Origin of the sequence: Paenibacillus sp. J45TS6 (assembly GCF_018403285.1) — a bacterium.
Taxonomy (GTDB): domain Bacteria; phylum Bacillota; class Bacilli; order Paenibacillales; family Paenibacillaceae; genus Paenibacillus.
Map to the genome: position 1 here is coordinate 26,982 of NZ_BOSJ01000025.1, position 23,965 is coordinate 50,946.

Genomic DNA, 23,965 nt, shown 5'->3' on the forward strand with positions numbered 1-23,965 from the left:
GGTATTTAGGGTAAAGGTTAACATAAAGTCTAGTTCATGCTAACTCTGCTCTATGACTTTTCGATTCTTTACTTTACATAGGGGGTGTACTTGTGTACTTGATTCATGCGGCCATTCTGCTCCCCATTCTTGCTGGAGTTGGGATAGCCTTTATGAAACGTTTGTCTCGCAGCTTTCACTTGGGCTGGGCAGTTCTAACCATCCCGCTTGTCCTACTGATCTACTTTCTTAGCCTGATTTCACAAATAAGTAACCGGAATTTGATTAGTGAATCACTAGATTGGATGCCATCCCTTGGAATTAATTTCACCATTTTATTGGATGGGTTAAGCCTATTGTTAGCGCTGCTTATTACTGGTATTGGCTCTTTGGTTGTACTGTATTCCATTTATTATATGAAGCAAGACCAGGCTTTGCATCGTTTCTATCTGTATCTGCTCCTTTTTATGGGTGCCATGCTTGGTGTCGTTCTTTCAGACAATATGATGGTTTTGTATGGGTTCTGGGAACTAACGAGTATTGCTTCTTTTTTACTTATTGCTTTTCATCACAAGAAAGAAGCGTCAATCCGCGGCGCGAGTAAGTCATTCCTGATTACTGTTTTTGGTGGATTCGCCATGTTAACTGGATTTATCTTACTTTATCTGATCAGCGGATCCTACAGTATTCGGGAGACGATCGCATCTGTATCTAATATTGCAGAACATCATTTATTTGTTCCTGCTCTTATTTTAATTCTTATAGGAGCTTTCACCAAATCAGCGCAGTTTCCGTTCCATGTTTGGCTGCCTGATGCAATGGAGGCGCCAACACCCGTTAGTGCATACTTGCACTCGGCAACCATGGTCAAAGCAGGAATTTATATTGTTGCGAGGTTTACACCTGTTTTTGGCGGAGAAGCAACTTGGTTTTGGATCATATCTTTGGTGGGAACGATATCAATGGTTTATGGTGCGCTGATTGCCATAAAGAAAACAGATTTAAAGGCAATCTTGGCGTATTCCACTATATCGCAGCTGGGGCTAATTATGTCTTTGTTTGGACTAGGATCAGCCGCACTCTACTTTGGTTATGGCTCAGAGTCACTGCTTTATACTACAGCTACAATGGCAGGATTGCTGCATTTGTTCAATCATGCGCTGTTTAAAGGCTCCCTATTTATGATGGCAGGGATTGTAGATCATGAGACCGGTACACGTGATATCCGGAAACTTGGTGGGTTAATTACCGTTATGCCGCTTACATTTACCGTTGCGCTGATCGGTACCTTTTCTATGGCGGGTCTGCCGCCATTTAATGGATTTGTCAGTAAGGAGATGTTCTTCAAAGCTACACTCGAAGCAGCAGACTTTTCTATATTTAGCCTTGGCACATGGGGGATTATTTTTCCTGTACTTGCCTGGATCGGTAGTGTAATGACGTTTATTTATTCGCTCGTTATTGTGTTTCGTACCTTCCTTGGTAAGAACAAAACAGATATTCCACTCCAAAAGCTGCATGAAGCTCCAATTGGAATGTTGATTCCTCCCCTTATTCTTGTATCCATGGTATTAATCACCGGTATTTATCCCGATATCTTATCCTCGTCGATTATTGAACCGGCAATGGCTTCCGTATTATCTCCACTCCTCGCTGAAGGGGAACGGTTTGATGTCCATTTGTATCTCTGGCATGGTCTTACTCCAGAATTATGGATGACGGTAGGAGTCATTGTACTGGGTGTTATCTCTTATAAATTATTACCCCGCTGGAAAACGGTGTATGAAGAGTACATTCCTGTTTATACCATTAACAAGGGTTATAACTCTATATTTCGAGCTTTGCATCGATTTTCTAAACGCTGGACTCAAACCTATATGAATGGTTCGGTTCGGAACTATCTCATCTATATCTTTGTGTTTATGATCGTGTTGATTAGCTACGGTTTCTATCATGCAACGAATATTGAATGGAATTTCAGTGGGTATGATTCCTTTAAGTTATACGAAACGATTTTACTTGTTGGTCTCGTCGTTACAGCGATCTGTATACCATTTGCTAAACATCGCTTATCGGCTGTTATTTTAACAGGAGCGGTTGGTTATCTGGTTAGTTTGTTCTTTGTGTTATTCCGTGCACCAGACCTCGCCTTGACCCAGATGGTCGTGGAAACCGTATCCGTAGCACTTTTTCTGTTGTGCTTCTATCATCTTCCTGAACTTACGCCGAAATCTAGCAAGAAATATAAGTCTATAAATCTGATTATTTCTATTGGTGTAGGTATTATTGTCATGCTGATTGCTCTTGCTGCTAGCGGGACGACACAGCTTGAAACCATATCTGAATTCTATACGAAGGAAAGTTACAACCTAGCAGGCGGAAAAAATATTGTTAATGTACTGCTGGTTGATTTTAGAGGTTTTGATACATTACTTGAAATTATGGTCTTAGGCGTAGCAGCACTTGCTATTTATTCCATGATTAATCTTAATTTGAATGGCAAAGACTTGGGGTCTTCTCATTTTACACTCGCAAAGGAGAAGCAAGAATCAACGGAAAAAGAGAAAAGTAACTCGAATCCGGAGAGTTGGAACAGTGTATCACTTCGCAGTAACGATGTGTTCCTGCAGATGAGTACTAAAATTATCGTGTTTATCATCCTTATCTTTGCGCTCTATCTGTTCTTTGCGGGACATCATCAACCAGGAGGAGGCTTTATTAGTGGACTGGTTACCGCATCGGCTCTCGTTCTATTAGCGATTGCGTTTAATACAGATACGCTTCGCCGGATTCTACCCGTGGATTATCGTACAGTTATTGCCTGCGGGCTCTTAATCTCTTTGGCAACAGCGGCTGGTTCCTTTGTCTTTGACTTACCATTTATGAGTCAGGCATTTGGATATTTCGATATTCCTTTGCTGGGAGAAGTGGAATTAACGACAGCTACCCTATTTGAGACTGGAGTGTTTATGGCTGTCTTGGGTGTCACCATGACGATCATCTTACAGATCGGGGAGGACCGTTAGTTATGGAAATTATTATGAGTGTTACCGTAGGTATTCTGTTTGCTATAGGGGTGTATTTAATTCTCTCAAGGAGTTTGCTTCGTCTTGTACTAGGTCTTTCCTTGTTAACCCATGGTGTACATTTACTCCTGATGACCATGGCCCGTCTAAAAACGGGAGCACCTCCCCTTTTAGGAGAGAAGGCCGAGAATTACGTAGATCCGCTGCCACAGGCATTAATTCTAACCTCTATAGTTATTAACTTTGGACTTCTGGCATTCTTCTTCGTCCTTGCGTATCGATCCTATTTGAAGTTAAAAACGGACGATATGGAAGAAGTAAGGGGGCCGAAATATGAATAATGTGGTTGTTCTGCCCATCTTCTTGCCTGTACTAACCGGAATTTTGCTCATTTTCTTTATGAAATCAGTCCGGATGCAGCGCCTAATTAGTGGAATTGGTTCAATAGTTACGCTCTTGGTTACCGCGTTTTTATTCTATACGGTGTCCACATCAGGGCTTCAGCTTCTTAATATGGGGGGATGGGCAGCTCCATACGGCATTGTATTTGTTGCAGATACACTTGCTTCTTTATTAGTGTTGGTGTCTTCCGTTATTTCGGTTGCCTGTACTTTTTATGCTTTTCACAGCATTACAGAAGAGCGGGAGAAACATCACTTTTATGTATTTTTTCAATTTTTAATGGCGGGTGTAAATGGATCTTTTCTAACAGGTGATCTATTTAATTTGTTTGTTTGCTTTGAGCTGATGCTGATTTCCTCCTATGCGCTTTTGGTACTGGGAAATACAGAACGTCAGCTTAGAGAATCACTGAAATATGTACTCATTAATATGGTTTCGTCATCTTTACTAGTAGTAGCTATTGGGTATTTATACTCGGTGACAGGAACCATTAATATGGCGCATCTGTCTGTACGGGTAGCTGAAGTAGGTCAAGATGGGATTTTAGGTGTCATTGCTTTATTGTTTTTGCTTATCTTCAGCATTAAAGCGGGGCTGTTTCTCTTTTTCTGGCTATCTGGATCGTACGCAGCGCCGCCGGCACTTGTCACTGCCTTATTCGCTGGTTTGCTGACCAAAGTAGGTCTATATGCCATCGTAAGAGTATTCACGTTAATCTTCTATCATGATCTGCAATTTACAAATGCTATTATTGGCTGGATGGCAGGAGCGACAATGTTGCTCGGGGTTATTGGAGCGATTGCTTATAAGGACGTTAACAAAATACTTGTCTACAATGTCGTAGCGGGTGTTGGATTTGTTGCTTTTGGTGTGGCAGCAGGCAATAAGCTGGCACTTGAAGGTCTAATGTTTTATCTCATACATGACATGATTATCAAATCACTGCTCTTCTTGCTCGGAGGAGCACTCATTGCAGCTGCGGGTACATCTAATTTGAACAATATGGGCGGGATGATTAAGAAATATCCTTTACTCGGCTGGATGTTCTTTGTTACCGCACTTGCTCTTGCCGGAGTACCGCCGCTTAGTGGATTTCCAGGTAAACTGATGTTGTTTGAAGGCGGACTTGATGCAGGTCTCTATGGGCTTACAGCCATTGCTGTCATTGCGAGTTTTATTATGCTGTACTCTGTGCTGCGGGTGTTCATCTATGCATTTTGGGGCAGTGATAAGACAATCCACGGAGGGACAACACAGATTTCTGTAAACCAGCTGCTTGTTCCGTCAGGGTTCCTGTTTATTCTGATCATTGGAATAGGGGTATTTGCTGAAGTTCTTTATCCTGCACTCTCTACAGCAGCACACGTACTGATAGATCCTAACCTTTATATTGATAACGTTTTGAAGGAGTGGTGATCGATGGCACGACAAATGATACTGAATCTGATCATCGCCTTCTTATGGATGCTTTTGAATCAATCCTGGACTGGAGCCGGTTTCGTGACAGGATATGTACTAGGTCTTTTGATTATTGGAATCTTCCGGCGCTTTTTTCCCACTCCGTTTTACATTGTTCGTATCTGGGCTGTCATCAAACTGCTGAAAATGCTTCTAGTCCAACTGTTCCGTTCGTCATTTCAGGTGATTGGGGCCATACTTAAGCCGAAGCTCGATATTACCCCAGGTACTTTTAAGTATCGGACGGAGCTGACTTCGGACTTTGAAATTATGATTTTATTTCTATTTATCTCTTTAACACCGGGGACACTTGCGCTGGAAATTTCAAAAAACAAACGCACCTTATATATCCATGCCTTTAACATGTCTGACGAAGAGGAAATGGTTTCAAGCATTCGGGATTCCTTTGAAAAAGCCATAATGGAGGTGACGAGATAATGCTGCAAGTTATTCTAAATATTTCTTTACTTCTATTAGGTATCTCAATAATCGGCTGTCTATATCGGATACTAAAAGGTCCTTCTATGGCAGATCGAATTACTGCACTCGACACGATAGGAATTCAACTCATAGGAAGTGTGGCGGTTCTCTCCATGCTGCTTCATACACAGGCTTATGTAGATATTATTTTGCTTATTGGCATCTTGGCTTTCATTAGTACAGTCGCCTTTGCAAGATTTATCGAAAGGGGGGTCGTACTCGAAAATGATGACGATCTTTAGTATACTCATCGGGCTCTTAGTTCTGTTTGGTTCCATCATCAGTGTACTGAGCGCCTTTGGACTTATTCGACTTCCAGATGTTTATCTCCGTGCTCATGCTGCGACAAAGAGTACAACACTTGGGATTTTGTCTATCCTTTTTGGTAGTTTCTTGTTTTTTATTGTATTCGACGGGTATATAAGTGCAAGGCTTCTTTTAGGTATTCTGTTTGTGTTTATGACAGCCCCTGTTGCCGGTCATCTTAATGCTCGGGCAGCCTATCGTACAGACGTGCCGCTCTGGAAAGGAACCGTTCACGATGCACTTGCCCCTGTTCTTCGAGGGAAGAAGCGTATTTTAGCAGAGGAAGAAGAAGTATCAGTGGATGAAAAAGATCAATAAAAAGACGCAGAGTGATATTCTTCACAATATCTTTACAGTTATTTCTGGTTTAACGTATAATGCAAAAGTGCGTTTATAGGCATTTACGTTTAGTACAATATTTAGAAGTGAAACGGAATTCATACTGGTGCGAGCCAGGAACGTCTTTTCCATATCGCTTCGTAAACGCTGTTTACGATGGAGAACTCCAGCTGAGCTGGCCTAAATCATAGGAAACCCTTGCTATATAGGGCCATTTTACGGCGATCATATGACGGCTGAACACTTATTCTAATCGAGAGAAGGTAGTTAACGATGGAATTGTGGTTTACGGAGAAACAAACTGAAAATTTTGGTATTACAATGAAGATCAAAGAGACTTATGTAAGTGAGAAAACAGATTTTCAGGATTTGGCTATGGTAAAAACCGAAGAGTTCGGCAATATGCTTTTGCTTGATGGTATGGTAATGACAACAGAAAAAGACGAATTCGTATATCATGAAATGGTTGCGCATCCGGTTCTATATACACATCCAAACCCAGAACAGGTTCTTGTTGTTGGCGGCGGAGACGGCGGAGTTATTCGCGAAGTACTGAAACACCCGCAGGTGAAAAAGGCAGTTCTGGTTGATATCGATGGAAAAGTTATTGAATATTCCAAAAAATATTTGCCAAGCATTGCGGGTGGGCTAGAAGATCCTCGTGTTGAAGTGCTTGTAAACGATGGTTTCATGCACATTCATGATCATAAGAATACTTATGACGTTATTATGGTAGATTCCACTGAACCAGTGGGTCCTGCAGCAAATCTCTTTACACGTGGATTCTATCAAGGAATTTATGAAGCTTTAAAAGAGGATGGAATTTTTGTTGCTCAAACGGACAATCCTTGGTTTAAGGCAGATTTAATTCAAAGTGTGAACAAAGACGTGAAGGAAGTATTCCCGATTGTTCGTGTATACGCTGCGAATATCCCAACCTATCCAAGTGGACTGTGGACTTTCACTATGGGAAGCAAGAAATATGATCCGCTTGAAGTGGATGAGAGTGCAATTCCTGAAATGGATACAAAATACTATACACCGCGTCTTCACAAAGCAGCATTCGTACTGCCTAAATTTGTAGAAGATTTGATTAAATAGAGGAGGTCTTTTACAGATGAAGCTTGATCAAGCCTATTCAGGCAACGTGTTTATATGCAGTTCAGAAGATTATGCGGGAGCTAAAGCTGTTATTTATGGTATGCCTATGGATTACACGGTAAGCTTCCGCCCAGGCTCTCGTTTTGGCCCGGCACATATTCGTCAGGCTTCGGTTGGACTTGAGGAGTATAGTCCTTATCTCGATAAAAGTATCGTAGATATGAATTATTATGATGCAGGAGATTTATTGCTTCCTTTTGGTAATGCAAGCCGCAGTCTCGATGTGATTCGTGAATATGTCGAAGGTTTGCTTGCGGATGATAAAATTCCAGTTGGTCTAGGCGGAGAGCATCTCGTGACTTGGCCGGTAATTGAAGCAACTTATAAAAAATATCCTGATCTTGCGATCATTCATATTGATGCTCATGCTGATCTTCGTGATCAGTATGAAGGAGAGCCGCTCTCTCACTCTACTCCAATTCGTAAAGCTGCTGAGCTTATGGGTGGAAAGAATATCTATCAATTTGGTATCCGTTCCGGTTCAAGAGAAGAGTTCCAGTATGCACGTGAGCATATTAACTTCCATCCGTTTGATGTGGCCGAGCCGTTGAAGAAAGAACTTCCTTCTATGGGCAATCGACCTGTCTACGTTACCATTGATATTGATGTGCTTGATCCTTCTGCAGCACCGGGAACGGGTACAGCGGAGGCAGGGGGAATTACTTCTAAAGAACTTTTGGAAGCAATCCATGCGATTGCTGGATCAAATGTAAATGTGGTAGGTTTTGACGTGGTAGAAGTAGCTCCAATCTATGATCCTACACAGCAGACTCCGATTGTGGCAGCAAAGCTCCTTCGTGAGATGTTGCTTGGATTTGTGAAGTAAACTTTTTGCTTCCAAACTTTTATTTATTACGTAGATAAGAAATCTCCGTAAAGATTACACCCTTTAAACCTCCTGATTTTTTATTAGTCAGGGATTTAAGGGGTGTTTTTATGCGTGCCGTGCACAAATTCCTTGTTTCTACTAAGAATCAGCTTCTTTTTGTAGCTACAGGCAGGATTTAAATTTGAACAATATCGGTAAACTATATAGAATATATAAAAGATGAATGAAGAAAGTACGCCTATGAATAGATGGGAGAAGAAAAAGATGTCAGTATGGAGTCCTGTCAAACTCCAAATCCACAGTGTCGCTGATGGTGAGAAAGTAAATCAGCAGGTTGTGGGTGAAGCTTTACGGAAAGGCAATGCCTTATATATACGGTATGTGGAAGAAGAACAGCTGCCTGGAAGTGAACCTATTCGTAATACGGTGAAGATAACAGATCATAGTGTAAAGCTGATTCGGCACGGTGGTGTAGAATCAGAGCAAACATTTGAACAGGGAAAAAGGCTGCCCGGTTTTTATCGTTCACCTTATAGTTCCTTTGCTTTATCTACCGATACGAAAGAGCTGTCTCTATCCTTGTCGAATTTATCGGGGAAGATTTCGTTCAGCTATGATTTATATGTATTTGAGGAACAATCAGGACAATTGTCTATTAGTATAGAAATTCAGGAGGATCAATAAAATCATGACACGCAATCCACTCGATCTAATTAACGAGCAGGTAACAAAAGGAATTCAAGAAGCCATAATTTCTGCAGGGCTGGTTACATCAGAAGAAATGCCGAGTATTGTACTTGAAGTACCAAAAGATAAGAATCATGGAGACCTTGCAACAAATGCAGCAATGCAGCTTACTCGTATTGCTAAGAAAAACCCTCGCATGATCGCTGAACAAATCATTGAACATCTGAATCTTTCCGATGCAGGGATTGAATCAGCAGAAATCGCGGGACCCGGATTCATTAATTTTCGTTTAACGAAAAGTTACTTGTATCCTATCGTTGAACTTGTTCAAGAACAAGGCGACGACTATGGACGGGTTAATCTGGGAGAAGGACGTAAAGTCCAAGTTGAGTTTGTTAGTGCGAATCCAACAGGAAGTCTTCATTTAGGCCATGCTCGCGGAGCAGCAGTAGGCGACGCTCTTTGTAATGTGCTTGATTTTGCAGGTTATGAAGTTACTCGTGAATACTATATTAATGACGCCGGTAACCAAGTATTTAATCTGAGCAAGTCTATTGAAGCCCGGTATCTTCAAGAGCTGGGTCAAGAAGTTGAGATGCCAGAAGACGGATACCATGGAGCTGATATTCGCGGTTTTGCTAAAGAGTTAATTGCGGAGAAAGGTTCTTCTCTTCTTGAAATGAGTCCAAGCGATCGTGCAGCATTTTTCAGAGACTATGGTTTAGAGAAAGAACTTGACAAAATCAAACGTGATCTAGGCCGATTCCGGGTGTCCTTCGATAATTGGTTCAGCGAGACTTCACTTTATGATAATGGTGCAGTACTTAACGCACTGGATGAACTTCGCGAACGGAATGAGATTTTTGAAGAAGAAGGAGCAACTTGGCTCGAAACTACGAAATATGGCGATGATAAGAACCGGGTGCTTATTAAGAATGATGGTACCTATACTTATCTGACTCCAGACATTGCTTATCACCGTGATAAGTATGCTCGCGGATATGACACCATGATTAATATTTGGGGCGCTGATCATCATGGATATATTCCAAGAATGAAAGCGGCAATGGAAGCACTCGGTAATGATCCGGATAAGTTGATCGTATTGATTGCTCAAATGGTCAGCTTGTTCCAAGATGGCGAGAAAGTAAAAATGTCCAAGCGTACAGGTAAAGCGGTAACGATGGAAGATTTGATGGATGAAGTGGGCGTAGATGCAATTCGCTACTTCTTTACAATGCGCAGTATGGATTCTCATCTTGATTTTGATATGGATTTGGCAATTTCCACTTCGAATGAAAACCCAGTATTCTATGTTCAATATGCACATGCTCGTGTATGCAGCGTGTATCGTCAGGCAGAAGAGCAAGGAATAACGGTTTATCCAGTGCGTGATGTTGATCTATCCAAGCTGACTTCAGAACATGAATACAACTTGCTTCGCAAGCTTGGTGAGTTCCCTGAAGAAATTGCAACCGCAGCAAAAGGACATGCACCACACCGTATCGTTCGTTATGTATATGAACTGGCCTCTATGTTCCACAGTTATTACAAAGCTGAACGAGTAATTACGGATGATGCAGAACAAACACAAGCTCGTCTTGCTCTGCTCGGTGCAGTACGTATCGTAATTAAGAATGCTTTGAAGCTAGTAGGCGTAAGCGCTCCGGAAAAAATGTAAGAACGTTTAGGTATCTGCTGAAAATAGATAAAACCCTCCTTTGAACGGGAGGGTTTTTTGTGGTTTCAAGTTTCCATGAAATTACCATAGTCTGGTGCTATTAAGCTGTTTATGAAATTCATAATTTCATTCCTTCCCGCAGAAGGCGCAGTGCATGCAGTTCTCCGCCTTGTTCAGCCCCTCTTGTGGCCTTACGGGAACGCAAAGGGGTTGCCGTTTTCCTGATTAGATTTTTGATCTCATCAGGAGATAAGCCGGGTCTCTCCGCCATAAGTAAGGCGATTGCCCCGCTCACATGCGAAGTTGCCATCGATGTTCCGCTCATTTCATGATATCTTCCCTGTACCCAGCAGGAGTTTATATTTTTCCCAGGTGCATAGATATCTACATGTGGACCTCGGTTGCTGAATTCAGCTATATGCCGATTCTCATCTGATGCCCCTACCGAAATGGTTTGAGCATATCTTGCTGGATAATCAATGCTTCTTCGTTTGCCATCATTTCCTGAAGATGCAACGATAACAATACCTTGTTTGGTGGCTCTGTTAACGACATCCAGGAGTGCCTTGCTCTTCGTTCTCATACCAAAGCTCATATTAATGATATCTACTCGGTTCCGGACGCACCAATCAATCCCGAGAATGATATCTGATACATAGGCAGAGCCTTGATTGTCAAAAGCCTTAACCGGATAAATAACAGATCTCGGCGCCACACCTATAATTCCTTCCATGCTGTTCGCTGCTGCGATCGTTCCTGCAATATGAGTGCCATGTCCGTTATCATCAAGCGGGAGCATATTCCTATTCAGCAAGTTGATTCCTCTAGCTAATGAATGTCTAAGATCAGGATGCTGATAATCAGCTCCAGTATCAATGACGGCAATTTTAATTTTATGTCCCGTTGAAGTAGACCATGCCTTAGGTGCTCGGATCTGTTTTACTCCCCAAGGGACACCCAGACTGTTTTCTGGTTTTGGGATTCGAGCAGAAGCGGAGTGGACCTTGATTTTGGTGTCCTGTTCAATAGTAACTTCGCTGTGAGAGTGAATTAGCCTTGAGGAGGAGGGGAGAGGAACAATGAGCGCTCTTATTAAATGCGAGGCACGTATATACTGGAGCTTGCTGAGGGAAGGTTTCATTTTACGTAACTGATCTAGGCAGTCCCAGTATTGGTGTGGTTTCATAAAACGGATAATTTGATGTCTTCCGGCTGGGCGGGAGGTGTGCTCAATTTCATTATGGATCATTTTTAAAAATGTGGAATAGTCCATTTTGGGAAATCCCCCTCTGGATGCCATGCTTGAGGTATACTATGAGGAAGACATCCGAACTGCATGGGAAACCCGCCTGTTTTTTTTAATAAATAGGCCCTTTGGTTCGTGTCAAAATGGAAGTATACTCATACTATACATGGAGAGCTTCATAGCTCTTGCGGGGACCCGTAGAAGAGTATTTCTTCAGGGCGGATACAGTCAGAAGGCGGGGGAGGGACCTCCGTCTTTTTTATCTTAGGATTCGCTTTCAAAGAAGCGAAATTGTTTTTGCAAGATATCTCCTTACATAAAACTTGCATTTTAGTGCTAAATAGGTTTTACTTATGTTTGTTAATGGATATGTTAGATATAGATCCAAGTTATTGAAACGAAAAAAGTCAGTGAATTATGTGTGAGAGGAAGTGTCCGCAAGTGAGTACCTCACTCAAATTAAAATTAGATCCAGAGCAAATTCGTGAGATGCCGTTAGTTGACTTGGCATTTATGGTACTGAAAGCAGTCAATACACCGATGTACTACCGTGATCTTATGCAAGAGGTAGCTAAACAACGTGGTTTGAATGCTGCAGAATCAAATGATGTCATCGCTCAGCTATATACCGAAATCAATATTGATGGTCGTTTTGCCTATGTAGGCACTAATCTTTGGGGTTTGAAGCGTTGGTACCCAATAGATAAGTCCGAGGACGGTGTAACAGGTACGAAACGTCCAAGAATCATCAATGACGACGATGATGATGATGAGGAATATGTTGAGGAAGAAGATACACTAGACACATTTGCAAGTGAAAAAGAAGATTTCGACAGTCCAGATGAAGACGAAGACGAAGATGAAGATCTCTTTGATGACGACTCTGATGAGGAAGAAGAAATTATCGGTGATGAAGAGCTTGATGAAGAGGACGACCTGGAAGAAGACGACGATGATTCTTCAGAAGATGAAGACGAGTTAAATTAGTCCAAAACCTAGTCTTATAAAGTCTGTGAACATCCTTGACAAAAGATCATGCAAACGAGTAAACTATTGCATGGGCTTATGATTGAACGACAATAATTACACTTGTTTTTATATAAAAAAGTGCCCCGTTTTTTCGGGTGTGCTTTTTTGTTTTTTATAGGGGAAGTTGATAGGTAAGAAAATGGACCGCCTTGAACGTGGAGGCGGGATGTTTTTTTGCAAGCAATTTTTGCATTTTCCCTTTTTTACGATGATAACCTGAAAAATGGGTTAGGATAACATCATAATGTCGCCTGATTTTAACGGACTTTTAATAGGAGGGTATTAGTAGTGACAACAAAGTATATTTTCGTGACGGGCGGGGTTGTTTCTTCCCTGGGTAAAGGGATTACGGCTGCATCTCTTGGGAGATTGCTCAAGAACAGAGGACTTAAAGTAACCATTCAAAAATTTGATCCATACATCAACGTGGACCCAGGAACAATGAGTCCTTATCAGCATGGTGAAGTGTTTGTTACAGATGATGGTGCGGAGACAGACCTTGACCTTGGACACTATGAGCGTTTTATCGATATTAATCTGTCCAAGAACAGCAATGTGACGACAGGTAAGGTATACTCATCTGTTATTAGTAAAGAACGCCGCGGAGAATATCTGGGTGGTACGGTACAAGTTATTCCTCATATTACGAACGAAATTAAGGAACGTGTTTTACGTGCAGGTCGTGAAGCGGGATCGGATGTTGTTATTACTGAAATTGGCGGAACTGTAGGCGATATCGAGAGTCTGCCGTATCTCGAAGCCATTCGTCAACTCAAAGGTGATGTAGGCCGCGACAATGTAATGTATATTCATGTTACGTTGATTCCTTTTATTAAAGCTGCTGGCGAAATCAAAACAAAACCGACACAGCACAGTGTAAAAGAACTGCGCAGTATCGGTATACAGCCTAATGTTATCGTCTGCCGTACGGAGCAAGAGCTGTCTGCAGATGTTAAGGCTAAGCTAGCTCTTTTCTGTGATATTGATCCTCACGCTGTGGTGGAATGCCGCGATGCAAGTACTCTATATGACGTTCCTTTGATTTTGCGTGAAGAGGGTCTTGATGAGATCGTAGTAAACCATCTGAAGCTGACTACTCCTTTGCCGGATATGAGCGAGTGGGAAAATCTCGTTAGCCAAATTAAAAAGCTGGAAAGAACTGTGGAGATTGCGATTGTTGGTAAGTATGTTGCCCTTCATGATGCCTATCTCAGTGTTGTTGAATCTCTTTCCCACGCGGGATTTGCTGCGAATTCAGATGTTAAACTTCGCTGGGTTAATGCAGAAGAAATTACAGATGAGAATGTAGATGAGCTTCTACATGGCATCGGCGGTATCTTGGTACCAGGCGGCTTTGGTGATCGCGGTATCGAAGGTAAAGTATCTGCCATCCGTTATGCTCGTGAGAATAAAATTCCATTCTTCGGCATTTGCCTTGGAATGCAAGTATCTGTAATTGAATATGCACGTTCCGTAGTGGGACTTACAGATGCAAACAGCTCTGAAATTAACCCTTCTACAGAGTTCCCTGTAATCGATCTTCTTCCTGAACAGAAGGATATAGAAGATATGGGTGGAACGATGCGACTTGGACTATACCCTTGTAAGTTGCAAGATGGTTCTCTTGCAGCAGCATGTTACCAAGATGAACTGGTATACGAAAGACATCGTCACCGGTACGAATTTAACAATCAATATCGTGAAATGATTGAAAATGCGGGTCTTGTTATTTCTGGTACTTCACCAGATGGCCGTCTCGTAGAAATTGTGGAACTGCCAGAACATCCTTGGTTCTTGTCTGTTCAATTCCATCCGGAATTCATTTCACGTCCAAACCGTCCGCACCCTCTTTTCCGTGAATTTGTAAAAGCATCTCTTACTCATTCGGAGAACTTGTAGAGATCGGAACAAAGTCCCAGATTGGGCTTTGATTAATATAGATACAAAAGACCCCAGCTTGGGGTCTTTTTTGTTTGAGCAAGAGAAGCAGGATTTACCGGAAAAAGGTAGAATCTTTAAATAAATAACCTAATGGTCATTTAGGTAAGAATGATGAGCGGGTAGAATCGATAGATAAGATCGCAGGAGGTTTAGATGAATAATAAAAAGGTGCTCATTGTCGATGATCAAAATGGAATTCGAATTTTGCTCATGGAGGTATTTAACAGTGAAGGGTATACAACTTATCAAGCAGCTAATGGTAAAGTCGCCCTTGAGATCGTTGAGAAGCATACGCCTGATCTTGTCCTGTTAGATATGAAAATCCCTGGAATGGATGGTCTGGAGATTCTTAAACATATTAAGGAAATGAATCCATCCATAAAAGTGATTATGATGACGGCATATGGAGAACTAGATATGATTAAAGAAGCTACAGAGCTGGGTGCACTTATGCATTTTACGAAGCCTTTTGATATTGATGAGATGCGTGTTGCGGTAAATATGCAGCTCAGCGGGGTAAACACATAGTAAGGAAGGTGTATGAAGTTCTGTCTTCCTGGGCAGGATTTTTTGTAGTGGGTTTTTCCGTGTGGAAAAGAGCACAGCTATTTTTATTGCCTATGTTTAGTATTTGACATGGGATGTGGTATAATAAGTCTCGTATGTGAAGTCGGCTTTAAACCATAGACAAACAATCATTTTAGGAGGATTTAAACCATGCCATTAGTATCTATGACAGACATGTTGAACAAAGCACTTGAAGGTAAATATGCAGTTGGACAATTTAACATCAACAACCTTGAGTGGACTCAAGCAATCTTGGGTGCAGCTGAACAAGAAAAATCTCCAGTAATTCTGGGTGTTTCTGAAGGTGCAGCTCGTCACATGGGCGGTTTCTATACCGTTGTAAAAATGGTGGAAGGTCTTATGCACGATATGAAAATTTCCGTGCCTGTAGCTATTCACCTGGACCATGGTTCCAGCTTTGATAAATGTAAAGAAGCGATTGACGCTGGTTTCACTTCCGTTATGATCGACGGATCTCACCATCCAATCGACGAGAACGTTCAAATCACAAAACAAGTGGTTGAATATGCTCACTCCAAAGGTGTTTCTGTTGAAGCAGAAGTTGGTATCGTTGGTGGACAAGAGGATGATGTTGTTGGTGAAGTAATGTACGCGAAACTTGACGATTGCCTGCGCATCGTTAACGAAACAGGTATCGATACACTTGCTCCAGCTCTTGGTTCTGTACACGGTCCTTACAAAGGCGAACCAAACCTTGGATTTAAAGAAATGGAAGAAATTTGCAACGCAGTTCACACTCCACTTGTTCTTCATGGTGGTACAGGTATTCCTGAGCATGACATCAAAAAAGCGATCTCTTTGGGAACATCCAAAATCAATGTAAACACGGAGAACCAAATCGCATTTGCTAAAGTTGTTCGCGAAGTTCTTGCTGCTAAACCAGATGCTTACGATCCTCGTACGTTCATTCAACCAGGACGTGAAGCAATCAAAGAAACTGTTATTGGAAAAATGCGCGAGTTTGGATCCAACAACAAAGCATAAGATTGCTCTTTAAATTAATAATATAGCTATTAATGGAAACACACCGCTTAGTCGGTGTGTTTCCATTTTTAATACAATTTTTAATTCGTGATAAGGATATGTTATACTAACTTTGCCAATTAGAACTATTTTTTCGGCTAGAAGTGATTTCTAGGGGGACCCTTTACCTTATGGAAAAATTAATGATTAGTGGTGGACGTCCACTACAAGGCACCGTTACGATCAGCGGTGCTAAAAACAGTGCGATTGCACTGATTCCGGCGGCGATTTTAGCCGAATCAGAAGTTATACTTGATAATTTACCTTTACTCAGTGATGTTGCCGTTTATTCCGAAATTCTTGAAGAACTTGGTGCAAATGTTTCATGGGAAGGCAACCAGATGAGAATTGATCCTACACACATTATCTCGCTGCCGATGCCTAATGGTCCCGTTAAGAAACTTCGTGCTTCCTACTATATGATGGGAGCGATGCTTGGTCGTTTTAAGGAAGCGGTTATTGGACTTCCTGGAGGATGTAACTTTGAGCCTCGGCCAATTGACCAACATATCAAAGGATTTGAAGCTCTGGGCGCTACGGTTACTAATGAGCATGGAGCCATCCATCTTCATGCCAAGGAATTAAAAGGCGCTAAGATCTATTTGGACGTTGTTAGTGTAGGAGCAACTATTAATATTATGCTTGCGGCCACTCGTGCCAAAGGCTCTACAATTATCGAAAATGCGGCTAAAGAGCCTGAGATTATAGATGTAGCAACGCTTTTAAATTCTATGGGTGCTTCGATTAAGGGAGCGGGTACAGAGACGATTCGGATTGAAGGCAAGTCGGAACTTCGAGGCTGCCGTCACTCTATTATCCCTGACCGTATACAAGCTGGAACCTATATGATCGCGGCAGCAGCGACACGTGGAAATGTTCTTATTGACAATGTCATTCCTAAACATCTGGAAGCATTAACAGCGAAGCTGATTGAGATGGGTGTTGAGATTGAGGAACTTGACGAGAGCATTCGAGTTATTGGAAAAGAAAAATATGAGAGCATTGACGTTAAGGCGCTTGTTTATCCGGGCTTCGCAACCGACTTGCAATCACCAATGACGAGTTTACTGACGCAGGCAGATGGAGTCAGTGTGCTGAGCGACTTTGTTTATAGCAACCGTTTTAAACATGTTCCTGAACTAGCCCGAATGGGTGCAAAGATACGAGTCGAGGGACGCTCTGCAATAATAGAAGGACATCCACTTAATGCGGCGAAAGTAAAAGCAACAGATTTACGTGCCGGTGCTGCGTTAGTTATTGCTGGACTGACTGTAAGTGAAGGAATAACAGAAGTTACCGGAGTAGAGTTTATCGATCGGGGTTATGATCATCTGGTTACCAACTTGAGAGAGCTCGGTGCTGACGTTTGGCGACAGAATGATTAAGAAGTGATCCTTATTTTCATAAGGGGTATAAAACTTATGTAAGAAGTATATCTTCGGTTGAATATCCCTTGTGAAAATGGGTAAACCTAATTTAATAGATTTGTTTATTACGATGTATGAAAGCGCGGAACATATCATTTGCAATATACAGGGTATTTTCCGTACAATGGAGAGTAAGAGCATCTGAATGCAATTCATGAGCTTATAATAAAAGGCTGCACCGTCAGCTGTTCTCCTTACAACGGACTTAATAATTGAATAGGTGGTTATTTTATGGATCTACAAATTTCTGATCTGGAGGTAATGAAGCTAACCGATTTGTACAAGTTAGCAAAAAAGTACCAGATCCCTTATTATGGGCAGCTCAAGAAGAAGGAACTCGTTTTCGCTATTCTTCGTGCACAAGCAGAACAAAGCGGACTTATGTTTATGGAGGGTGTTCTAGAAATTTTGCCTGAAGGTTATGGTTTTCTTCGCCCGATAAACTATTTGCCAAGTAAAGAAGATATTTATATTTCTGCTTCACAAATTCGTAAATTTGATTTAAGGACAGGAGATCTTGTATCAGGTAAATGTCGAACTCCTAAAGAGAATGAGCGATATTTTGGGCTATTGCAAGTCAATGCTGTTAATGGTCAAAGTCCTGATCTTGCCGCAGAAAGACTCCATTTTCCAGCCTTAACTCCTCTATATCCACAGAAAAAGCTAACGCTTGAAACATCCCCGACGAATTTATCTACCCGAATTATGGATGTGCTTGCTCCCGTAGGATTGGGACAGCGCGGTCTTATCGTTGCTCCACCCAAAGCGGGAAAAACGCTTCTTCTGAAAGAGATTGCAAACAGTATTTCAACCAACAATCCGGAAATCGAATTATTTGTACTACTGATTGATGAACGTCCTGAAGAAGTAACGGATATGCAGCGTTCTGTAAAAGGGGAAGTGGTAGCATCCACTTTTGATGAACTCCCGGAAAATCATATTAAAGTAGCTGAACTTGTACTTGAGCGTGCTTTACGTTTAGTAGAAGCTAAAAAAGATGTCGTAATTCTTTTAGATAGCATCACCCGTCTTGCGCGTGCATACAACCTGGTCATTCCTCCTTCTGGACGAACACTCAGCGGCGGTATTGATCCGGCTGCATTCCATCGTCCTAAACGGTTCTTCGGTTCGGCTCGTAACGTAGAAGAGGGTGGAAGTTTAACTATTTTGGCTACAGCTCTGATTGATACGGGCTCCCGGATGGATGATATTATTTATGAAGAGTTCAAGGGTACGGGCAATATGGAACTTCACTTGGATCGCAAACTTGCGGAGCGTCGTATTTTCCCAGCCATCGATATTCGTCGTTCTGGTACACGCCGGGAAGAAGTTCTCCTTAGCAAAGAAGAACTCGATGCGATCTGGGCTGTACGTAAAAATATGAATGAAAGTCATGACTTTGTGGAAGGTTTCCTTAAAAAGCTGCGTAATACCAAGACGAATACAGAATTCCTGGCTTCGCTTGATACAGCGGGTCAAAATACGAATACAGGAAGCGGTGCAACACGCCGATCGAACCGGACAACGACAGCTTCGGCGACCACGTAAATCTGGGCTAAGGGATTGCATTTGTAAAATGTACATGCTATAATTTACTTTGTGTTCTTAATAACTCTGGATCCGCATGAGGTTCAGGGCAAGAAGAGGTGAAAGTCATGAATGAAGCGATTCAACCAAAATATCACATAACTACAGCTACTTGCGCTTGTGGTAACACATTTGAAACGGGTTCTGTTAAAGAATCACTGCGTGTAGAGGTTTGCTCCGCATGTCACCCGTTCTTCACTGGTAAACAGAAATTCCTGGATGCTGGTGGTCGTGTTGATAGATTTAAGAAAAAATACGGTATCTAATTTTGATATGAGGCTTGCGTTTCTACGCTTGCCTCATTTTTGTTTTTTTTTGGAGATAAGTAAATAATGGATGGGTCATAATCGGTTGCAATTTTGCCTGTCATGCGATATAATTGTTTTCACCGTGCTAGATGGGGAGGTAGCGGTGCCCTGTAACTCGCAATCCGCTGTAGCGAGGTTGAATTCCTGTTAGAGGTTTTGTCGATGTGAGGTTTGGTCTCTGCATGCAATGTTGACGGCTGGGTCCTCCGCAATGAGTACTTGTGAACTTGGTCAGGTCCGGAAGGAAGCAGCCATAAGCAAGACCACTCTTGTGCCGGAGGGGTGCCTAACCCGAGTTGTTATGCAGGGGTGCCGCTTGGATCGCAATTATCGATAACAGGTGCACGGTTCTATTTTTTAAATCAACTAAAGAATATGTTATATAGAAAACGGACATCTTTGCATATATTTGCAAGGATTTTTTTGTTTTTATAGGGCAAAATGAAAGGCTATTTTATACGTAGCTGCTTTTAAAGTTTTGATTGAGCAGGGAATATAGTATAATGAAGCCACGACAAAAGGTCACGAGACATGTGGAAAGAGGGTAAAGCACAGTGGAACATATTGCGTTGTACCGTGCTTGGCGGCCTCAGTCGTTTCAAGACATGGTTGGACAACAGCATATTATTCAGACCTTACAGAATGCCATTCGTGAACAGCGGATTTCGCATGCGTATTTATTCAGTGGTCCACGAGGAACAGGGAAGACAAGTGCGGCCAAAATTTTGGCCAAAGCTGTTAACTGTGAACGTGGCCCAAGCACTGAGCCGTGCAATGAATGTGAAGCGTGCCTTCGAATTACATCTGGAGCAGTGATGGATGTTCAAGAGATTGACGCGGCCTCTAACCGAGGGGTTGAAGAAATTCGTGATCTTCGCGAAAAAGTAAAGTATGCTCCAACGGAGGTTCGTCATAAAGTGTACATCATTGATGAGGTACACATGCTGACGACAGAAGCATTTAATGCACTTCTTAAAACGCTTGAAGAACCGCCGCCGCACGTGATGTTTATTTTAGCAACAACAGAGCCTCATAGACTTCCTGCAACGATTATCTCTCGCTGTCAGCGGTTTGATTTTCGCCGAGTTTCGCTGGAGGAACAGACTGAGCGTCTTGCTTTAATCTGTAAAGAAGAGGAGATTACTGCTGAGGAAGAGGCGCTTCAGTATATTGCCCGTCTTTCGGACGGAGGTATGCGGGATGCGCTGAGTATTCTTGATCAGGTATCTTCCTTTACAGGAGGACAAGTGACTTATAGTCAAACGCTGGATATGACCGGCGGCTTGCCAGCAGAACAGTTTGGTAAACTTGCTCAGTTTCTTCTAAAGGGAGAAGTGGGTGAGGTGCTGCAGACGGTAGAGCAGTTCATGCAAGAAGGAAAAAGTGCAGATAAGAGTATGGAGAACCTTCTTTATTATTTCCGAGATCTTCTCCTGATCAAAATGGTTCCTAATGCGGAACATATGACGGATCGTGTACTTGACCCATCCTCTTTTAAAGGAATGGCAGAGGCATTTTCGAGGGAACAACTTTTTTATATTATTGATACACTGAATCGTTATCAAAGTGAAATGAAATATGCGGCACAGCCGCAGACGTTGTTTGAAGTAGCACTTCTAAAATTGTGCAGTCTTCCTAAGGGTGCAGGTGAGTCTGCTTCTGAGGCAGGAGGGGGCGCTGCGGTAAGTTCTTCTGAGTTAACTGCAATGAAACGACAAATTGCAGAACTTGAGCAGAAACTTGAGAAAGCATTGAAGAATGGCGGTGTAGCGACTGCGAATCAAAATTCAGCAGCTCCGGCGCGATCGAATCGTCCTACACCTTCAAGATCCTCAGGGGTAGCCAAAATACCGCCTCATATGGATCAATATATTGCTGAGAAGGACAGTGCAGAATTCACTGATATCAGCAAAAAATGGAGTCAAATCCTCCAGCGTGTGAAAGAGGAAAAAGTGACCGTCCACGCCTGGTTTGTGGATGGAGAACCTGTATCTGTTCTAAATGATGCAGTTCTTGTTGCTTTTAAGAACAACATTCACCGTGAAACGACAGAGAAACCAGCAAACAAACAAGTGATTGAGAGTGTTCTTGAGCAGGTGGTTGGAAGACCGCTTCGGCTTGTTACTATGCTGCAAAAAGATTGGCTCGCCGCGATTGAAGGTTCCTCTGATCCGAAAAAGGAAGAAGAGTTCACGCTTGAAATGGAACAGGTAGATGGAAAAAAGGAGCCTTGGATTGACGAGGCACTTGAGCTTTTTGGTGAGAAATTGGTTATCATTAAAGAATGAAACTCTAAATCAAATATAACCCAATTAGGAGATGATGAACGATGAATAACATGAACCAGATGATGAAGCAAGTGAAGAAGATGCAGGAACAAATGCTGAAAGCTCAAGAAGAGCTTGGAACAAAAACAGTAGTGGGTACCTCTGGCGGCGGTGTAGTAACTGCAGAAGTTAATGGTCATAAAAAACTGACTTCCATCACAATTAAACCAGAAGCTGTAGATCCAGAAGACGTAGAAATGCTGCAAGACCTGGTTATGGCTGCAGTAAATGATGCAATGACTAAAGCTGATGAGTTGGCTAACCAAGATATGGGTAAATTCACAAACGGCATGAAAATCCCTGGTTTGTTCTAAATTGAATTGATCTAGAAGGAGAATGTAATTTTGTATTATCCTGAACCGATCGCGAAACTTATAGATGCGTTTACTCGTCTACCTGGCATTGGCCCCAAAACGGCGGCACGCCTGGCTTTTCATGTACTGAAGATGAATGAAGACGATGTGATCGATTTTGCTAAGGCGCTGGTTAGTGTGAAGAGAAATCTTCATTACTGTTCGGTATGCTGTAACATTACAGATACAGATCCTTGCCGAATATGCCAAGATAAATCCCGCGACCCTTCTGTCATTTGTGTAGTTCAGGACTCGAAAGACCTGGTGGCTATGGAACGGACAAAAGAATTCGATGGTTACTATCATGTACTTCAAGGAGCGATATCTCCTATGGAGGGAATCGGTCCCGACGATATCAAACTTAAAGAACTGCTTATGAGACTGAGTGATGAGCGGGTCAAAGAATTGATACTTGCAACCAATCCTAATATTGAGGGAGAGGCTACAGCGATGTATATCTCAAGGCTGGTTAAGCCTTTTGAAATTGTGGTGAGCCGGATTGCTCACGGACTTCCTGTGGGCGGCGATTTGGAGTATGCAGATGAAGTGACTTTGTCGAAGGCGCTTGAAGGACGGCGCCAGTTGCATTAGTGTACCGTGAACTTAATATGATGAATTATAAAAAAGCTCCCCATTGGGGAGCTTTTTTGGTTCTAAGGTGATCTCTCCTGCGATATGAATGGAATAACGTTAGCTTTTTACATGATTGCTTTGTTGAGAAGGACGAGCATTCATGGATCAGTCACTGTGTATCTGTTTCATTTCAATCATTCTTGCTTCAAGAATGATATAAGGACAAGAGCGGGAGGGGTCATTATGGTTAGTTGGATAAAGTCTATGAGATTTAAAAGCGGGAACTTGTTAAATGAAAGGGTAGAGATACAAAAGGAGATTTTCGAAGACATTAAAAAATCGCATGAAGAGTGGAAAGCGGCGCATTGTATGTTTGAAGAAGCGGTAGAGCAAGATCAAATTGATTATGCCATTTTTATTCTTGAGGCTGCAGAGCGTAGATATCAAATGCATCTTAGAAGAGCTAAGAACTATGGAGTTGTAGGGTCGACTCAAGATTGTGTGAATGATACTCCTTATAATAACCTTGCTAAAAGAGTGGAGGGTTCACATTGAGGGATGTAATTCTTTGGGGAGTTTTATCGGTTTCCTTACTGCTGATACTGATTATTGTATTTAGAAAGAAAATTGGGCTGGGCTGGATCTCCTCATTTGGCCTTCATTTAGTTCTTGCCTCTCTTGGGATTTATGTAATTAACTATTCTGGTTTAACCGGAGATATGTATATACCCATAAACCCTACAACCATAGGGACGGTGACCGTATTAGGACTGCCTGGAGTGGGACTTTTATTAGGTTTAAAATATTCTTTATTTAGTAGTTGACTTTAGTACTAACTATATGATAAATTATATCTCGGCCCTAAAAAAGAGAATTTAATTAGAACTGAAGCTGAGAGATCAGCAAAAAAGAAAATTAAAAAAACTCTTGACATGAAGGTAGCCAACATGGTATATTATAAAGGTCGCTGAAACAAAGCGATTCACGAAAAAAACTTGATCTTTGAAAACTGAACAACGAGGAGTTTTACGTAAGTAAAACTCGTGAGTGAATTAATACAAATTTCATTTGTTGGTCATAACAAATGAAATAGAGAACGTTAAGTTCTCGTCAGCATTTTCTAAATGAGCTTATCGCTCTTTTCAATAACTTTATTGGAGAGTTTGATCCTGGCTCAGGACGAACGCTGGCGGCGTGCCTAATACATGCAAGTCG

General features: G+C 41.9%; 23 protein-coding genes, 1 rRNA gene and 1 other RNA gene. 24 read left to right on the plus strand and 1 reads right to left on the minus strand.

The window, feature by feature from the left end:
• Nucleotides 1-92: 92 nt before the first annotated feature.
• The 10 genes from KJS58_RS22780 to argS all read left to right on the plus strand — a co-directional run bounded on the left by KJS58_RS22780 (nt 93) and on the right by argS (nt 10,348).
• Entirely contained in the window at nt 93-3,005 is a 2,913-nt protein-coding gene (locus KJS58_RS22780) for a Na+/H+ antiporter subunit A (protein ID WP_213535789.1), read from the plus strand.
• A 2-nt stretch (nt 3,006-3,007) separates the two neighbouring features.
• Entirely contained in the window at nt 3,008-3,346 is a 339-nt protein-coding gene (locus tag KJS58_RS22785) for a Na(+)/H(+) antiporter subunit C (RefSeq protein WP_160034311.1), read from the plus strand.
• On the plus strand, nt 3,339-4,823 hold the full coding sequence (locus KJS58_RS22790; RefSeq protein ID WP_213535791.1) for a Na+/H+ antiporter subunit D: 1,485 nt from the start codon (nt 3,339-3,341) through the stop codon (nt 4,821-4,823). The genes KJS58_RS22785 and KJS58_RS22790 overlap by 8 nt, the downstream gene beginning before the upstream one ends.
• Nucleotides 4,824-4,826: 3 nt before the next feature.
• On the plus strand, nt 4,827-5,303 hold the full coding sequence (locus tag KJS58_RS22795; protein ID WP_213535793.1) for a Na+/H+ antiporter subunit E: 477 nt from the start codon (nt 4,827-4,829) through the stop codon (nt 5,301-5,303).
• A complete protein-coding gene (locus KJS58_RS22800; RefSeq protein ID WP_160034317.1) occupies nt 5,303-5,587 on the plus strand; it encodes a Na(+)/H(+) antiporter subunit F1 in 285 nt (94 codons plus the stop codon). Before KJS58_RS22795 ends, KJS58_RS22800 begins: the two co-directional genes overlap by 1 nt.
• Nucleotides 5,571-5,969, plus strand: coding sequence for a monovalent cation/H(+) antiporter subunit G (gene mnhG, locus KJS58_RS22805; RefSeq protein ID WP_213535795.1), 399 nt, complete (start codon nt 5,571-5,573; stop codon nt 5,967-5,969). Before KJS58_RS22800 ends, mnhG begins: the two co-directional genes overlap by 17 nt.
• A 294-nt stretch (nt 5,970-6,263) precedes the next feature.
• On the plus strand, nt 6,264-7,091 hold the full coding sequence (gene speE / locus KJS58_RS22810) for a polyamine aminopropyltransferase (RefSeq protein WP_213535804.1): 828 nt from the start codon (nt 6,264-6,266) through the stop codon (nt 7,089-7,091).
• A gap of 16 nt (nt 7,092-7,107) precedes the next feature.
• Entirely contained in the window at nt 7,108-7,977 is an 870-nt protein-coding gene (gene speB, locus KJS58_RS22815; RefSeq protein ID WP_213535806.1) for an agmatinase, read from the plus strand.
• A 267-nt stretch (nt 7,978-8,244) separates the two neighbouring features.
• The gene (locus tag KJS58_RS22820) at nt 8,245-8,664 is read left to right on the plus strand and encodes a YwiB family protein (RefSeq protein WP_213535808.1); all 420 of its coding nucleotides are present in this window, start codon (nt 8,245-8,247) and stop codon (nt 8,662-8,664) included.
• A 4-nt stretch (nt 8,665-8,668) separates the two neighbouring features.
• Entirely contained in the window at nt 8,669-10,348 is a 1,680-nt protein-coding gene (argS, locus tag KJS58_RS22825; protein WP_213535810.1) for an arginine--tRNA ligase, read from the plus strand.
• Nucleotides 10,349-10,466: 118 nt separating this feature from the next.
• Here argS and KJS58_RS22830 read toward each other — a convergent pair whose 3' ends face one another.
• A complete protein-coding gene (locus KJS58_RS22830; RefSeq protein ID WP_213535812.1) occupies nt 10,467-11,621 on the minus strand; it encodes a S8 family peptidase in 1,155 nt (384 codons plus the stop codon).
• A gap of 414 nt (nt 11,622-12,035) precedes the next feature.
• On the opposite strand from KJS58_RS22830, the gene rpoE reads away from it, so the two are divergent.
• The 14 genes from rpoE to KJS58_RS22900 form a co-directional block, all read left to right on the plus strand.
• On the plus strand, nt 12,036-12,581 hold the full coding sequence (rpoE, locus tag KJS58_RS22835; RefSeq protein WP_213535814.1) for a DNA-directed RNA polymerase subunit delta: 546 nt from the start codon (nt 12,036-12,038) through the stop codon (nt 12,579-12,581).
• A 330-nt stretch (nt 12,582-12,911) separates the two neighbouring features.
• A complete protein-coding gene (locus KJS58_RS22840; protein WP_213535816.1) occupies nt 12,912-14,522 on the plus strand; it encodes a CTP synthase in 1,611 nt (536 codons plus the stop codon).
• Nucleotides 14,523-14,717: 195 nt separating this feature from the next.
• Nucleotides 14,718-15,092, plus strand: coding sequence for a response regulator (locus KJS58_RS22845; protein WP_160034335.1), 375 nt, complete (start codon nt 14,718-14,720; stop codon nt 15,090-15,092).
• A 189-nt stretch (nt 15,093-15,281) separates the two neighbouring features.
• Complete coding sequence (gene fba / locus KJS58_RS22850) at nt 15,282-16,136, plus strand: class II fructose-1,6-bisphosphate aldolase (protein ID WP_213535818.1); 855 nt, start codon at nt 15,282-15,284, stop codon at nt 16,134-16,136.
• Nucleotides 16,137-16,306: 170 nt separating this feature from the next.
• Nucleotides 16,307-17,560, plus strand: a complete 1,254-nt coding sequence (locus KJS58_RS22855) for a UDP-N-acetylglucosamine 1-carboxyvinyltransferase (RefSeq protein ID WP_213535820.1) — start codon at nt 16,307-16,309, stop codon at nt 17,558-17,560.
• A 273-nt stretch (nt 17,561-17,833) separates the two neighbouring features.
• Nucleotides 17,834-19,150: a transcription termination factor Rho gene (rho, locus tag KJS58_RS22860; RefSeq protein ID WP_213535822.1), complete on the plus strand. Its 1,317-nt coding sequence runs from the start codon at nt 17,834-17,836 to the stop codon at nt 19,148-19,150.
• Between the two features lie 107 nt (nt 19,151-19,257).
• The gene (gene rpmE, locus KJS58_RS22865; RefSeq protein ID WP_160034343.1) at nt 19,258-19,455 is read left to right on the plus strand and encodes a 50S ribosomal protein L31; all 198 of its coding nucleotides are present in this window, start codon (nt 19,258-19,260) and stop codon (nt 19,453-19,455) included.
• A gap of 122 nt (nt 19,456-19,577) precedes the next feature.
• Nucleotides 19,578-19,845: signal recognition particle sRNA large type (gene ffs / locus KJS58_RS22870), an RNA gene on the plus strand.
• A 206-nt stretch (nt 19,846-20,051) separates the two neighbouring features.
• Entirely contained in the window at nt 20,052-21,785 is a 1,734-nt protein-coding gene (gene dnaX, locus KJS58_RS22875; protein ID WP_213535824.1) for a DNA polymerase III subunit gamma/tau, read from the plus strand.
• Between the two features lie 41 nt (nt 21,786-21,826).
• Nucleotides 21,827-22,138, plus strand: a complete 312-nt coding sequence (locus KJS58_RS22880) for a YbaB/EbfC family nucleoid-associated protein (RefSeq protein ID WP_160034347.1) — start codon at nt 21,827-21,829, stop codon at nt 22,136-22,138.
• 30 nt (nt 22,139-22,168) lie between these two features.
• Nucleotides 22,169-22,768: a recombination mediator RecR gene (gene recR, locus KJS58_RS22885; RefSeq protein ID WP_213535826.1), complete on the plus strand. Its 600-nt coding sequence runs from the start codon at nt 22,169-22,171 to the stop codon at nt 22,766-22,768.
• Between the two features lie 225 nt (nt 22,769-22,993).
• Nucleotides 22,994-23,305, plus strand: coding sequence for a DUF2508 family protein (locus KJS58_RS22890; protein WP_213535828.1), 312 nt, complete (start codon nt 22,994-22,996; stop codon nt 23,303-23,305).
• Complete coding sequence (locus tag KJS58_RS22895) at nt 23,302-23,574, plus strand: pro-sigmaK processing inhibitor BofA family protein (protein ID WP_213535829.1); 273 nt, start codon at nt 23,302-23,304, stop codon at nt 23,572-23,574. Before KJS58_RS22890 ends, KJS58_RS22895 begins: the two co-directional genes overlap by 4 nt.
• 327 nt (nt 23,575-23,901) lie before the next feature.
• Nucleotides 23,902-23,965: ribosomal RNA gene (locus tag KJS58_RS22900) — 16S ribosomal RNA — on the plus strand; the annotation flags it as partial.